The following is a 14,796-nucleotide window of genomic DNA, read 5'->3' as shown; positions in this document are numbered from 1 at the left end:
GGAAAGCGTGCCACGTCATTCATATTTTGCAACGATTTCATAATAATGAATATTTTCCTGAATCTGCTTCCCAACACCAAATGACGACCCGAGACGAGGCGGAAAGGGTGTTGTACACTGGGACCAGACGTTAAATGAATTTAACCAAGGTGGAAGTGTGGAATTACTCTCTCAATATGGTCTTTTTTTGGCAAAAATCGTGACGGTGGTCGTGGCGATAGCCGTCATTGCAGTACTGATTGTCAATCTGACGCAGCGAAAACGCCAGCGCGGTGAACTGCGCGTGACCAATCTTAGTGAGCAATACAAAGAAATGCAGGAAAGTATGTCTGCGTCTTTGCTGGATGAACATCAGCAAAAGCAGTGGCATAAAGCACAGAAGAAAAAGCATAAACAGGAAGCCAAAACGGCTAAAGCGCAGGCAAAACTGGGTGAGAAGGCTGACTCCGGTAAACCTCGCGTTTGGGTACTGGATTTTAAAGGCAGTATGGATGCGCACGAGGTGAATTCACTACGTGAAGAAATTACCGCGGTGCTGTCGGTCGCGAAGCCGCAAGACCAGGTTGTATTGCGCTTAGAAAGCCCAGGCGGGGTGGTACATGGCTATGGACTTGCGGCTTCACAATTACAGCGCATTCGCGATCGCCAGATCCCGCTGACCGTCACCGTTGATAAAGTGGCCGCCAGCGGTGGCTATATGATGGCCTGCGTTGCCGATAAAATCGTCAGCGCGCCGTTTGCGATCATTGGATCTATTGGCGTGGTAGCACAGGTGCCCAACTTTAACCGCTTCCTGAAAAGTAAAGACATTGATATTGAGCTGCATACCGCCGGGCAATATAAGCGCACGCTGACGTTGCTTGGCGAGAATACTGAAGAAGGGCGGCAAAAATTCCGTGAAGATCTGAACGAAACGCATTTACTGTTTAAGGATTTTGTTAAGCGGATGCGTCCGTCACTGGACATTGATCAGGTGGCAACGGGTGAGCACTGGTACGGTTCACAGGCATTACATAATGGCCTGATCGATGTGGTGAGCACCAGCGATGAATGGCTACTGGGGCTCATGGAGGGTCGTGAAGTGCTGAACGTTCGTTTCCTGCAACGTAAAAAATTGATGGACCGTTTCACCGGTAGCGCGGCAGACAGTGCCGACCGTCTGTTACAGCGCTGGTGGCAGCGCGGGCAACAGCCGCTAAGCTAATCCCCAGGCCGGGTAGCGGATGCTACCCGGTCCAGCATTAAACTAGTCAACCAGGTAGTACTTCTCTGACAGTTCGTGCGCCAGATATTTAAACATATTAAATACCGCAGTGCTCTTGCCGGTGGGGAGACCCTGTTCATCAAGAAAATACTCGCCGCTAAACACCAGCACGCCGTTACGTTGCGTAACGCCGGTCGCTTCGATACCCGCCATGGTGTCTTCATGCTCGCGAATAAGTTTATTTGCTTCCTGCAATAATGATTGACGATCGATAGGTTGCGTTTCACTTTTCATTTTTTTACTCCTCAGCAAACTGGCGATAGTCTACGTCCTGCGCGGCTCGCGGGCAAATATTCCCCCAGAAAAACAGGGGAATCCGTGAAGCTATCGGCTGGCGGGATTTGTTTTTGCATGCTAATAAAGTTGCGTAACGTATTTTATCAGGTACAGTGAGACCCTTTCGATAATCTGGCAACAGATTTGCTTGACATTCGACCGAAAGTTCGTCGTGCTATATCACCGTAGCTTAGAAAAGCAACTAACTCAGCCACCTGTGCCGATGTACATACAGGCAGTTGGGCTGAGGGGTTGATCTCTGCTGGACGTGCCGCCATATCAACGGCTCCGTCAGCAGTACGTGAATCAACGTGCGATGTATTCCTGGAAGAATCAAATTAGGTAAAGGTGAATATGGGTAAAGCTCTCGTTATCGTTGAGTCCCCGGCAAAAGCCAAAACGATCAATAAGTATCTGGGTAATGACTACGTGGTTAAGTCCAGCGTGGGTCATATCCGCGATTTGCCGACCAGTGGCTCAGCCGCCAAAAAGAGCGCTGACTCTGCCTCCACCAAAACGGCCAAAAAGCCCAAAAAGGATGAACGCGGCGCGCTCGTCAACCGCATGGGCATTGACCCATGGCATAACTGGGAGGCGCAATATGAAGTGCTTCCGGGTAAAGAAAAGGTTGTCGCTGAATTAAAACAGCTGGCTGAAAAAGCCGACCACATCTATCTCGCAACCGACCTTGACCGCGAAGGGGAGGCCATTGCCTGGCACCTGCGGGAAGTGATTGGGGGAGATGACAAACGCTATAGTCGCGTGGTGTTTAACGAAATCACCAAAAACGCGATCCGTCAGGCGTTCGACAAGCCCGGCGAGCTGAATATCGATCGTGTAAATGCTCAGCAGGCGCGCCGGTTCATGGACCGCGTCGTGGGGTATATGGTCTCTCCACTGTTGTGGAAAAAAATCGCCCGTGGATTATCGGCCGGGCGCGTTCAGTCCGTGGCCGTGCGTCTGGTGGTCGAACGTGAGCGTGACATCAAGGCGTTTGTTCCGGAAGAGTTCTGGGAAATCGATGCAAACGTAGCCACGCCTGGTGGTGATTCTCTGCCGCTGCAGGTAACACATCAGAATGATAAGCCGTTCCGCCCGGAAAATCGTGATACGACGATGGCCGCGGTAAGCGAGCTGGAAAAAGCCCGCTATAGCGTTCTGGAGCGCGAAGATAAACCGACCAGCAGTAAACCTGGCGCACCGTTTATCACCTCTACGCTTCAGCAGGCAGCCAGCACTCGTCTGGGTTATGGTGTGAAAAAAACCATGATGCTGGCGCAGCGTTTGTATGAAGCAGGTTACATCACTTATATGCGTACCGACTCCACGAATCTGAGTAAAGATGCTGTGGAGATGGTGCGTGGTTATATCAGCAGCCAGTTTGGCAAAAAATACCTGCCAGCCGATCCGAACCAGTACGCCAGCAAAGACAATTCACAGGAAGCGCACGAAGCCATTCGTCCTTCAGATGTGTCGGTCGAAGCTGAGTCACTAAAGGATATGGAAACCGATGCGCAGAAATTGTATCAGCTGATCTGGCGTCAGTTTGTCGCCTGTCAGATGACGCCTGCACAGTATGATTCCACTACGCTGACGGTGAAAGCCGGTGATTTCCGCCTCAAAGCCCGTGGCCGCATTTTGCGTTTTGACGGCTGGACTAAAGTCATGCCAGCGCAGCGAAAAGGGGATGAAGATCGTATTCTACCCGCGGTGAATCAGGGTGATGAACTGTCGCTGATTGATCTCGTTCCGGCGCAGCATTTTACCAAGCCACCAGCACGTTTTAGTGAGGCCTCGCTGGTAAAAGAACTGGAAAAACGCGGTATCGGCCGCCCGTCGACCTATGCTTCTATTATTTCCACCATCCAGGATCGTGGTTATGTGCGGGTAGAGAGTCGCCGTTTTTATGCTGAGAAAATGGGTGAGATTGTTACCGACCGGTTGAAGGATAACTTCCGTGAGCTGATGAATTTTGATTTCACTGCACAAATGGAAGACCGTCTTGATCAGGTTGCCCGACACGAAGCTGAATGGCAAAACGTGCTGGATATCTTTTTTGCCGAGTTCAGCGAACAACTCGAAACGGCGGAAAAAGATCCGGCTGAAGGCGGGATGCAGCCAAATCAGATGGTGCTGACCAGCATTGATTGCCCGACCTGTGGCCGAAAAATGGGGATTCGTACTGCCAGTACCGGTGTTTTCCTCGGCTGCTCCGGTTATGCGCTGCCGCCAAAAGAGCGTTGCAAAACCACCATTAACCTGGTGCCGGAAAATGAAGTGCTCAACGTACTGGAAGGCGATGACGCGGAAACCAATGCGCTGCGAGCGAAACATCGCTGCCAGAAATGCGGTACCGCGATGGACAGCTACCTTATCGATCCAAAGCGTAAACTGCACGTGTGCGGTAACAATCCGACCTGTGACGGTTATGAGATTGAAGAGGGCGAGTTCCGCATCAAGGGATATGACGGCCCGATCGTTGAGTGCGAAAAATGTGGTTCTGAAATGCATCTGAAGATGGGGCGTTTTGGTAAATATATGGCCTGCACTAACGACGACTGTAAGAACACGCGTAAAATTTTACGTAACGGAGAAGTGGCTCCGCCGAAGGAAGATCCGGTACCGCTGCCGGAACTGCCGTGCGAGAAGTCGGACGCTTACTTTGTTCTGCGTGATGGTGCCGCGGGGGTATTCCTTGCAGCGAACACCTTCCCTAAATCACGTGAAACCCGCGCGCCGCTGGTCGAAGAATTGTACCGCTTCCGCGATCGTCTACCTGAGAAGCTTCGCTATCTCGCCGACGCGCCGCAGCAAGATCCACAAGGCAATAAAACCGTTGTCCGCTTCAGCCGTAAAACCAAACAGCAGTACGTGGCGGCGGAAAAAGAGGGCAAAGCCACCGGTTGGTCGGCGTTTTACATTGACGGCAAGTGGGTTGAAGGTAAGAAGTAATTCAACGAGTTCCGTGTTTTCTTATGTCGAAAGGGCCGCTTGTCGGCCCTTTTCTATTTATCATTATTATTTTTTAATCATACCTATACACGGTAGCTATAAATGATATAGTGGTTATAGTTAGCTCCTTTTTTAGTCTTAAATCGTCTTAAGCGATTGACCCTGCGTTTACCGGGATGGCGCGTCATGAAACTACAACAGCTTCGTTATATCGTTGAGGTGGTAAACCACAATCTCAACGTCTCTTCCACCGCGGAAGGACTTTACACCTCTCAACCTGGCATCAGTAAACAAGTGCGTATGCTGGAAGATGAACTGGGGGTTCAGATTTTCGCCCGTAGCGGAAAACATCTGACGCAGGTGACGCCAGCGGGGCAGGAGATTATTCGCATTGCCCGTGAAGTCTTGTCGAAAGTTGATGCGATTAAGTCTGTGGCTGGCGAGCATACCTGGCCGGATAAAGGTTCGCTGTATGTCGCGACCACGCATACTCAGGCACGCTATGCTTTACCCGGCGTGATCAAAGGCTTTATTGAGCGTTATCCACGCGTCTCACTGCATATGCATCAGGGCTCGCCGACGCAAATTGCCGAAGCAGTATCAAAAGGCAATGCCGACTTTGCTATCGCCACCGAAGCGCTACACCTTTATGACGATCTGGTGATGCTGCCATGCTACCACTGGAACCGCTCTATTGTAGTGACGCCAGAACATCCTCTGGCCGCCAAATCTTCCGTCACTATTGAGGAACTGGCACAGTATCCGCTGGTCACCTACACCTTTGGCTTTACCGGGCGTTCCGAACTGGATACGGCCTTTAATCGCGCCGGATTAACGCCACGAATTGTCTTTACCGCTACCGATGCAGACGTGATTAAAACTTACGTCAGACTGGGGCTGGGGGTAGGCGTTATTGCCAGCATGGCCGTTGACCCGGTTGCCGATCCTGATTTAGTGCGTCTGGATGCACACGGTGTCTTTAGCCACAGTACAACCAAAATTGGCTTTCGCCGCAGCACGTTTTTGCGCAGCTATATGTACGACTTTATTCAGCGCTTCGCACCGCACCTGACGCGTGACGTGGTGGATACTGCCGTGGCATTGCGGTCTAATGAAGACATCGAAGAGATGTTTAAAGACATTAAACTGCCCGAGAAGTAAATACGGCTCAACATCGGATGCTGGAATCATGCCTGGCGGCGCTTTGCTTGCACAGGCATGTAGTGTGCAAATAACGTATGGATATAAATGACGTGGTAGGCTGTCACCCTGCAAATCAGCGTACAACGACGTGTTATTAGTTTGAAAAGCCTCTGCTGTGGCATTCGCCTGTCCCCTCATAATAAGAGCGTTTCGATGATGTAATTGTGCAGATACAGTGTCGATAGCCCATTCATTTCGCGTACATCTTCCCGCCAGTAAATTAACTTTACTAATGTTAATATCGTGCAGCCAGACAGATCCATAAAAATCACGAATATATCCTGCAGTTTGTTACGCATAAACCTTTTATTTTGGCTATGGTTCACAGATTTTATTATTTAAAACTTATCTACTGCGTTGGTTATATCCTGTCCTGCGTACCATCCCCTATAAAGGAATATGCCATGATCAGCTTTCATGAGAAATTACTACGTGATATTGATTATCAGATCCAACAAATAGAAAAAAATATATATACACCAGTGAATGAATTAACAGTTGAAGGCTTTATTACGCCGGAGCCTGTGCCCTTTGCCCGGCGTCGGCAGGGTAAGCCGCATACCTTTATTCCTGGCGAGTGCTGGGGCCAGCTCTGGGATTGCGCGTGGGTCAATGTCCGCGGCGTGGTGCCTGCGCAGGCGCGTGGTGATGCGGCGGTAATGCTGTTTGACTGCGGCGGTGAAGCGCTGGTTGTTGATGCCGACGGCGCGCCGCTCAGCGGATTAACTAACGTTGACTCCACCTTTGACCCCAGCCTGGGGCGGGCGGGAAAGGTGGTGTTTCCGCTGGCGCATGTGAGCGAAGTCGATTTATGGCTCGAACTCGCCTGTAATGACCTGTTTGGCGCTTTGCACAGCGGAAAACTGGCGCTGGCACATATTGCCACCTGCCACCACGAACTGCGCGCGCTTTATTATGATGCTGGCGTACTGCGCGATCTGCTGCGCTGCCTGGATAACGCATCAGCGCGGTTTAAACGCGTACTGTTCTGCCTGAGCAGCGCCTTGAACGGTCTGACGACCTATAACGACGATGCGGTGGCGACCTGTCGACAGGCGTTGGCGGTTGAGCTGGCAAAAAAAGGTGGCGACCCGACAGTAAGCGTGGTTGGTATTGGTCATGCTCATATGGATCTCGCCTGGCTTTGGCCAATTCGTGAAACCAAACGCAAAGGTGCACGTACCTTTGCTACCGCGCTGGATCTGCTCGGGCGTTACCCGGACTACCATTTCGGAGCCAGTCAGCCGCAGTTATTTCAGTGGATGAAGGAGGACTATCCGCAACTGTACGCCCGCATTCAGCGTCAGGTACAGCAGGGGCGGCTGGAAATTCAGGGCGACATGTGGGTGGAGCCCGACACCAATGTTCCTTCAGGTGAGTCGCTGGTCCGGCAGTTCCTCTATGGTCGCCAGTTTTTCCAGCAGGAATTTGGTCAGGTCACCCGGATGCTCTGGTTGCCGGATGTCTTCGGTTATAACGCCAATTTGCCGCAGATCATGAAAAAATCGGGCATTGACTATTTTATGACGCAAAAACTGTCCTGGAATGAGCACAACCCATTCCCGCACCATACCTTTATCTGGCACGGCATTGACGGCAGCAGCGTACTGTCGCATATGCTCCCGGAGGAGACCTATAACAGTCCGGCATCACCGGGCAGCATTCAGCGTATTGAAACCTCTTATCACGAGGCAGGCGTATGCGACCAGGCACTTATGTTGTTTGGTATTGGTGATGGCGGCGGCGGTCCCGGCGAAGAGCATCTTGAACGGCTAAAGCGGATGAAAAACCTCAGCGGTATCGCGCCGGTAAAACAGGGTTATGCCATTGATTTCTTCCGCAATATTGCGAAAGATTGCACTCACTATCCTCATTATCATGGCGAGCTGTATCTGGAAAAACATCAGGGCACGCTGACTACCCAGGCGCGTAATAAACGTTTTAACCGCAAGCTGGAGAACGCGCTGCGCGAGCTGGAGTTCCTCGCCAGCCGCCAGTGGTTCTATGGCCAGAAGGAGTATCCTGCCGACACCTTGCAGGAGATATGGCGGGAGGTGTTGCTGTACCAGTTCCACGATATTCTGCCCGGCTCTTCCATCCGCCGGGTCTACGATGAATCCGTCGCCCGCTATGAAATTCTGCTGGCCCAGGTAGAGCAGCGCATTCAGGCCAGTCTTGCAGAGCTGCACCGGCAGGCGGGTGTGCGGGCCGGCGCATTCGTTATTCATAATCTGAGCGGGTTCGCCCGGGAAGAGTGGCTTCAGTTGGCTGATAAGTCAGTGCGCGTCGCGGTACCGGCGTTTGGCTATCGGATCATGAATGAGGTGATCGCCGATACGGTACCTGAGATTACCGCTCAGCCACAAAGGCTGGAAAACGATCTATTGCGCGTTGAGTTTAACGAACAGGGGCATATTGACGCCCTGGTGGATAAGCAGGTCGGCCGCTCGCTGTTGCAATCTGGCACCGTGGGAAACCAACTGGCCGTGTATGAAGATATCGGTGGAAACTGCTGGGATATTAATATTACCTATCGTCAGCGTACGCCGGAATACTTCCAGCTTGTCAGCGCCACCGCCCGCCAGGAAGGGGCAGCGGCGGTGGTTGAGCAGTGTTACCGTTACGGAAATTCCCGCTTAACGCAGAAAATCAGCCTGCTGCCTGACAGTAAGCGCTTAACCTTTGAAACGCACGTTGACTGGCATGAGCGCGATAAAATGCTGCGTACCTCGTTTGCGGTAAATATTCTCAGCGAGCGGGTGAGCTGTGATATTCAGTTCGGCAAATTCAGTCGTAGCGCCCGGATAAACAATGTCTATGACGCCGCACAGTTTGAGATTTGCGCGCATAAATGGATCGACTATTCCCGGACAGACTATGGCGTAGCGCTGCTTAATGAGAGCAAATACGGTCATTATGCCAAAGACGGGGTACTGGATTTGAACCTGCTGCGTTCGCAAACTTATCCGGGCACCAATGCCGATGAAGGCGAACATGACTTTGCTTACGCGCTGTTCCCCCACTGCGGCGATGAGGTGGTAGGCGAGGTCAATCGCGAGGCTTACCTGTTCAACAACCCGCTACGGATAAACATAGCCGACGGCGTGCAGCCGCAAACGGCGGTAGAACTCAGTGCGGGGTTTATTAGCTGCAACTCGCCGCATATTTGTCTGGAGACGGTGAAAAAAGCGGAGATTCAACGGGCGCTGGTGCTGCGCGTCTGGGAGTTTGACGGTGGTGAAGCGACGGCAGATATTCAGATCCCCGCTGGCGTCACGCGCGCCCTGCTGACCAACTTAATGGAAGAAGGGGAGGAGGAAATCGCAATCGCCAACGGGCATGTCACTCTGACGTTTGCGCCCTTTGAGATCAAAACGCTGCTTCTGATGCTGCCCTAACCACCGGGTCCCGGCGACGGTAGTCGGGACTTTTTATACTATTTCCTGGTCCTGTCAGGTACAGTACTGCGAAAGCAACAGCGGCGGGAGCCACTCGGCGGATAACAGGCTATTACCCTTCAGAAGAAATGCCGCCTGGCTGACAAGGCAGCGTGTAATGCACAATGGGCCAGCCTCATTAATGTGAGTTCACTGGAACATTACAATTATTCTCTTCACCTGCCCGGAAATTCACTGGATTTTTTGTTATTTATTGATTAGGATTTATCTCAATTAAGATTGCTTACGCCGATTGCTGGTGCAGAAAATGATAAGTAGTGCCGATTTTACGAGGGTAGTAATGTCATCTGGAAGTGAGCAGCCGAAACGAGATCCGCAACTCAAGCGTAAAGCGTGGCGTGCCGTCTTTATTGGCTCCGCGCTGTTTTGGGTCGCACTGGCACTGCTGGTCTGGAAATTCTGGGGTTAATAGCGCCCCTGAATGCGCGTCTTTTAATAGCATAATAAAAATACACCACAGCAATATAAGCCCTGCCGGTTACGACAGGGGCAACCACTCTTTTATATGGTGTAAAAAAATGAATCACAATAGCGATACTAAATACTGGTCGTGGCTGGGAGCACTTTCCTTCTCTGTGCTCTTCTGGGCGCAGATGGCCTGGATGCTAACGCAGTAATCTTCCAAAACCCGGCCCCGTGCCGGGTTTTCATTTTTTTGACTCCTCGCGTTTACCGATTTATCAATTTGAGTTGTTATCAAAACGTTACGACATGTATGTGTTATCTTTAATGCAGACCCTGGGAAAGATCAGGGTATCGCAATCCCTGTCATTAAGGAGGAGCTATGTCGTTAACCCTACGCGAAGCCAGTAAGGATACATTAACGCTACAAGATAAAACCTGGCACTATTATAGTTTGCCACTGGCTGCAAAAGAGCTTGGGGACATTACCCGTTTACCCAAGTCGTTGAAAGTTTTACTGGAAAACCTTCTGCGCTGGCAGGATGATGATTCTGTTACTGCTGACGATATTCATGCGCTGGCCGGATGGCTTAAAACAGGCCATGCCGACCGTGAGATTGCCTGGCGTCCGGCCAGGGTATTGATGCAGGATTTTACCGGCGTACCCGCAGTCGTGGATCTTGCCGCCATGCGTGAAGCCGTTAAGCGTCTGGGTGGTGATACGGCGAAAGTTAACCCGCTTTCGCCGGTCGATCTGGTGATTGATCACTCGGTGACCGTGGATCATTTTGGTGATGATGAGGCGTTTGGCGAGAACGTTCGCCTGGAAATGGAGCGCAACCACGAACGTTACATTTTTCTGCGCTGGGGTCAGCAGGCCTTTAGCCGCTTTAGCGTGGTGCCGCCGGGAACCGGCATTTGCCATCAGGTTAACCTTGAGTATTTGGGTAAGGCCGTCTGGAGCGAACTGCAGGACAAAGAATGGGTTGCTTATCCTGACTCATTGGTGGGGACAGACTCCCACACCACCATGATTAACGGCCTTGGCGTGCTCGGCTGGGGTGTCGGCGGCATCGAAGCAGAGGCGGCGATGCTGGGACAACCGGTATCAATGCTGATCCCTGATGTTGTCGGCTTTAAACTTACCGGAAAATTAAATGAAGGGATTACGGCAACCGACCTGGTTCTTACCGTCACCCAGATGCTACGTAAACATGGCGTGGTGGGAAAATTTGTCGAATTCTACGGTGACGGTCTCGATACGTTGCCTCTCGCCGATCGGGCGACGATAGCGAACATGGCACCGGAATATGGTGCCACCTGCGGTTTTTTCCCTATTGATGCCGTAACACTCGAATATATGCGCCTGAGTGGGCGTAGTGATGAACACGTTGAGCTGGTGGAAGCCTATGCTAAAGCTCAGGGGATGTGGCGCAATACCGGAGATGCGCCGGTATTTACCAGCTCGCTTGAACTGGATATGGGGGATGTGGAAGCCAGCCTGGCGGGACCTAAACGTCCGCAGGATCGTGTCGCGCTGGGAGATGTGCCTAAAGCCTTTGCCGCCAGTGCCGAGCTGGAAGTGAACACCTCGCAAAAAGATCGCCAGCCTGTCGATTATACGTTGAACGGACATCAGTATCAGTTGCCTGACGGCGCGGTCGCCATTGCCGCAATTACCTCCTGTACCAATACGTCTAACCCCAGCGTGTTGATGGCGGCAGGTCTGTTGGCGAAAAAGGCCGTTAAGCTTGGACTCAAGCGCCAGCCGTGGGTGAAAGCCTCACTGGCTCCTGGCTCGAAGGTGGTCTCCGATTATCTGGCGCATGCACGTTTGACGCCTTACCTCGACGAACTGGGCTTTAATCTTGTCGGCTACGGGTGTACGACCTGTATCGGCAACTCCGGCCCCTTACCTGAACCGATTGAAGTGGCGATCAAGAAAGGCGATCTTACCGTTGGCGCAGTACTCTCCGGTAACCGTAACTTCGAAGGGCGTATTCATCCGCTGATTAAAACCAACTGGCTGGCCTCACCGCCGCTGGTGGTGGCGTACGCGCTGGCCGGTAATATGAATATCAATTTAACCACCGATCCGCTGGGGCATGACCGAAAAGGCGATCCGGTTTACCTGAAAGATATCTGGCCAACCGGCCGTGAAATCGCCCGGGCGGTGGAAGAGGTGTCAACAGAGATGTTCCGCAAAGAGTACGCGGAAGTCTTCGAAGGCACGCCGGAATGGAAGGCTATCCAGGTTGAAAGTTCTGACACGTATGACTGGCAGAGTGATTCCACCTATATTCGTCTCTCGCCGTTTTTTGAAGATATGCAGGCTGAGCCAAAACCTGTCGAGGATATCCACGGTGCCAGCATTCTGGCCATGCTGGGTGACTCGGTAACCACTGACCATATTTCGCCGGCGGGTAGCATTAAGCCTGATAGCCCGGCCGGACGTTATTTGTTGAATCACGGGGTTGAACGCCGTGAATTTAACTCATACGGGTCTCGTCGTGGTAATCATGAAGTGATGATGCGTGGTACGTTTGCCAATATCCGCATTCGCAACGAAATGGTGCCAGGTGTGGAAGGGGGGATGACTCGTCACCTGCCGGGTAACGAGGTAATCTCTATCTACGATGCCGCCATGCGCTATCAGCAGGAGAGTACGCCCCTTGCGGTGATTGCTGGTAAAGAATATGGCTCCGGGTCCAGCCGTGACTGGGCTGCAAAAGGGCCGCGCTTGCTGGGTATTCGTGTGGTCATCGCTGAATCTTTCGAGCGTATCCACCGTTCTAACCTTATCGGCATGGGGATATTACCCCTCGAGTTTCCTCAGGGTGTGACGCGTAAAACGCTGGCGTTGACCGGGGAAGAGCGTATTGACGTGGCGGGTTTGCAGAATATCAAACCTGGTGCAGACATCGCCGTAAACCTGACGCGGGTCGATGGGTCGTCGCAAGTCATTCATTGTCGTTGCCGAATTGATACGGCAACGGAACTGACCTATTACCAGAATGACGGCATTTTGCATTATGTCATCCGCAATATGCTTAATTAACAATCAGGTGAGGTACCCGGCATTGCCGCGTCGCCCGCGCAGAGCGTATTTCACTCTGCCCGGCGGCGCTGCGCTTGCGCGGGCCTGAAATTTCCATGCTCTGCTGGTAACGGGCTGATATATTTAATTTATAGGCCGGGTAAGGCGCAGCCGCCACCCGGCATCACCACGGAGAGACGCTCTGAAGCTACTTGTTTAACAAATGCCCCATCTTTTCCGCTTTGGTGTCCAGATAATGCGCATTGTTGGGGTTGCGCCCAACGATTAACGGAACCCGTTCAACAATATTGATTCCCGCTTCAGTTAAAATCTCAACTTTGAGAGGATTATTGGTCAGCAGGCGAACTTCCTCAACGCCCAGCAATTTGAACATATCGGCACATAACGTAAAATCGCGCTCATCGGCAGCAAACCCGAGCTGATGGTTGGCCTCTACAGTGTCATAACCCTGATCCTGTAATGCATAGGCACGAATTTTATTCAGAAGCCCAATATTACGACCTTCCTGGCGGTGATAAAGCAACACACCCCGACCTTCTTCTGCAATATGGGCCAATGCGGCTTCCAGCTGAAAACCGCAGTCACAGCGCAAACTGAAGAGCGCATCACCGGTCAGACATTCTGAATGCACCCGCGCCAGAACGGGCGTCTGACCGGAAATATCGCCATAGACCAATGCCACGTGATCCTGCCCGGTTGCCAGTTCTTCAAATCCCACCATCAGGAAATCCCCCCAGGGGGTTGGCAGTTTGGCTTCTGCCACTCGTTTAAGCTGCATGTGGTTCTCCAGATTATGCGGGCACCTTTCGTGCCTTCTGTATGTCGCTATTTTGCCACAATGTTTTCCACTTCACCTAATAAGCCATTTTTGAACGCACATTAAGCGAACAAATGCGCCTTTCGCGCCGCATCGTTGAATTTCAGTTATGATTTGTGAAGTCATTTTAAAAGGAGAGACTATGTTTACCATTGCCAGGCGTACCTCAGCAGGCGCGGCGTTGTTACTCATCATGCCTGTGGCGGTGTGGATCTCAGGATGGCAGTGGGAGCCAGGACGTGACAGTTACTGGCTAAAAATGCTTTATTGGGTCACTGAGACGGTTACCCAGCCCTGGGGGATTATTACGCATATTGTGCTTTGCGGTTGGTTTTTCTGGTGCCTGCGTTTTCGCCTGCGCCCGGCGATTATGCTTTTTGCGATACTGGGCGGGGCGATTCTGGTAGGCCAGGGGGCTAAATCATGGGTCAAACAGCAGGTTCAGGAACCGCGTCCCTTTGTGCTGTGGCTGGAAAAAACCCATCATATTCCTGTCGATGAGTTCTACACTTTAAAACGTAAAGCGCGCGGTGAGATGGTCAAAGAATTGCTGACGGAACAGGATAATATCCCCACTTTTTTGCGTAAACACTGGCAAAAAGAGACCGGTTTTGCTTTTCCGTCAGGACACACCCTTTTTGCCGCAAGTTGGGCATTGCTTGGTGTCGGGCTGCTATGGCCTCGCCGGCGTAAAATAACTATCGCTGTCTTATTGCTCTGGGCAACGGCGGTGATGGGGAGTCGCATGCTGCTGGGAATGCACTGGCCGCGTGATTTAGTCGTTGCTACGCTGATTTCATGGCTACTGGTTACCTTCGCCGTCTGGCTGGCACAGCGTATTTGTGGCCCGTTGACGCCGCCAGGGGAAGAGGCCCGGGAAATCAAAGAACGCGTGCAGAAAAGCTAACTGGGGTTGAAAAACGGTTGATCCGCCCTTAAATCCAGCTCAGGTGTGACGCTTTTCCATTCCGTCTATAGCGTGAAAATGGTACTTTATAAGGCTGGAAGCGCCAGGCTGCATATTATTTAAACGCTCACACCACATAACGGGAAGTAATGTGAAATATTTACTCATTTTCTTATTGGTATTAGCGATTTTCGTCATCTCGGTCACGTTAGGTGCTCAAAACGATCAGATGGTGACTTTCAATTATTTGCTGGCGCAGGGAGAGTTTCGTATCTCCACGCTGCTGGCAGCACTGTTTGCCGCTGGTTTTGCTATCGGCTGGCTAATCTGTGGCCTTTTCTGGCTGCGCCTTCGCGTCTCGTTGTTGTATGCTGAACGCAGGATCAAGCGTCTGGAAAATCAAAGCCTGACTACGCCTGTACTGACAGAGCCGGGCGTACCGGTAGCGAAGGAATAATC

The 14,796-nt window shown here is 51.8% G+C and carries 11 protein-coding genes; 9 read left to right on the top strand and 2 right to left on the bottom strand.

The window, feature by feature from the left end; all coding sequences use genetic code 11:
• Positions 1 to 157 precede the first annotated feature (157 nt).
• The gene (sohB, locus tag CHU32_RS03095; protein ID WP_103676543.1) at positions 158 to 1,204 is read left to right on the top strand and encodes a protease SohB; all 1,047 of its coding nucleotides are present in this window, start codon (positions 158 to 160) and stop codon (positions 1,202 to 1,204) included.
• 42 nt (positions 1,205 to 1,246) lie between these two features.
• Here the strand turns inward: sohB and CHU32_RS03090 are convergent, their stop codons facing one another.
• On the bottom strand, positions 1,247 to 1,498 hold the full coding sequence (locus CHU32_RS03090) for a YciN family protein (protein WP_103676542.1): 252 nt from the start codon (positions 1,496 to 1,498) through the stop codon (positions 1,247 to 1,249).
• A 396-nt stretch (positions 1,499 to 1,894) separates the two neighbouring features.
• On the opposite strand from CHU32_RS03090, the gene topA reads away from it, so the two are divergent.
• From topA to acnA, 6 genes are all read left to right on the top strand, one after another.
• Complete coding sequence (gene topA / locus CHU32_RS03085) at positions 1,895 to 4,492, top strand: type I DNA topoisomerase (protein ID WP_103676541.1); 2,598 nt, start codon at positions 1,895 to 1,897, stop codon at positions 4,490 to 4,492.
• Positions 4,493 to 4,678: 186 nt separating this feature from the next.
• The gene (gene cysB, locus CHU32_RS03075) at positions 4,679 to 5,653 is read left to right on the top strand and encodes an HTH-type transcriptional regulator CysB (RefSeq protein ID WP_103676540.1); all 975 of its coding nucleotides are present in this window, start codon (positions 4,679 to 4,681) and stop codon (positions 5,651 to 5,653) included.
• A gap of 446 nt (positions 5,654 to 6,099) precedes the next feature.
• Positions 6,100 to 9,093, top strand: coding sequence for an alpha-mannosidase (locus CHU32_RS03070; RefSeq protein WP_176691665.1), 2,994 nt, complete (start codon positions 6,100 to 6,102; stop codon positions 9,091 to 9,093).
• A 307-nt stretch (positions 9,094 to 9,400) separates the two neighbouring features.
• Positions 9,401 to 9,562 (top strand): YmiA family putative membrane protein, encoded by a 162-nt coding sequence (locus CHU32_RS03065; RefSeq protein WP_103676538.1) that lies wholly within the window; start codon positions 9,401 to 9,403, stop codon positions 9,560 to 9,562.
• Between the two features lie 109 nt (positions 9,563 to 9,671).
• Positions 9,672 to 9,770 carry a small membrane protein YmiC gene (gene ymiC, locus CHU32_RS28525; RefSeq protein WP_245880173.1) on the top strand — a complete coding sequence of 33 codons (99 nt, stop codon included), beginning with the start codon at positions 9,672 to 9,674 and terminating at the stop codon, positions 9,768 to 9,770.
• 167 nt (positions 9,771 to 9,937) lie between these two features.
• Positions 9,938 to 12,613: an aconitate hydratase AcnA gene (gene acnA, locus CHU32_RS03060; RefSeq protein ID WP_103676537.1), complete on the top strand. Its 2,676-nt coding sequence runs from the start codon at positions 9,938 to 9,940 to the stop codon at positions 12,611 to 12,613.
• A 187-nt stretch (positions 12,614 to 12,800) separates the two neighbouring features.
• Here the strand turns inward: acnA and ribA are convergent, their stop codons facing one another.
• Positions 12,801 to 13,391 (bottom strand): GTP cyclohydrolase II, encoded by a 591-nt coding sequence (gene ribA, locus CHU32_RS03055; protein WP_176691664.1) that lies wholly within the window; start codon positions 13,389 to 13,391, stop codon positions 12,801 to 12,803.
• Between the two features lie 181 nt (positions 13,392 to 13,572).
• On the opposite strand from ribA, the gene pgpB reads away from it, so the two are divergent.
• Both pgpB and CHU32_RS03045 read left to right on the top strand, forming a co-directional pair.
• Positions 13,573 to 14,337 (top strand): phosphatidylglycerophosphatase B, encoded by a 765-nt coding sequence (pgpB, locus tag CHU32_RS03050; RefSeq protein WP_103676535.1) that lies wholly within the window; start codon positions 13,573 to 13,575, stop codon positions 14,335 to 14,337.
• A gap of 151 nt (positions 14,338 to 14,488) precedes the next feature.
• On the top strand, positions 14,489 to 14,794 hold the full coding sequence (locus CHU32_RS03045) for a LapA family protein (RefSeq protein WP_103676534.1): 306 nt from the start codon (positions 14,489 to 14,491) through the stop codon (positions 14,792 to 14,794).
• Positions 14,795 to 14,796 lie beyond the last annotated feature (2 nt).

Origin of the sequence: Superficieibacter electus (genome assembly GCF_002915575.1) — a bacterium.
GTDB lineage: Bacteria > Pseudomonadota > Gammaproteobacteria > Enterobacterales > Enterobacteriaceae > Superficieibacter > Superficieibacter electus.
The sequence above is the reverse complement of the archived record's forward strand: the minus strand, read 5'-3'. Positions and strand labels throughout refer to the sequence as shown.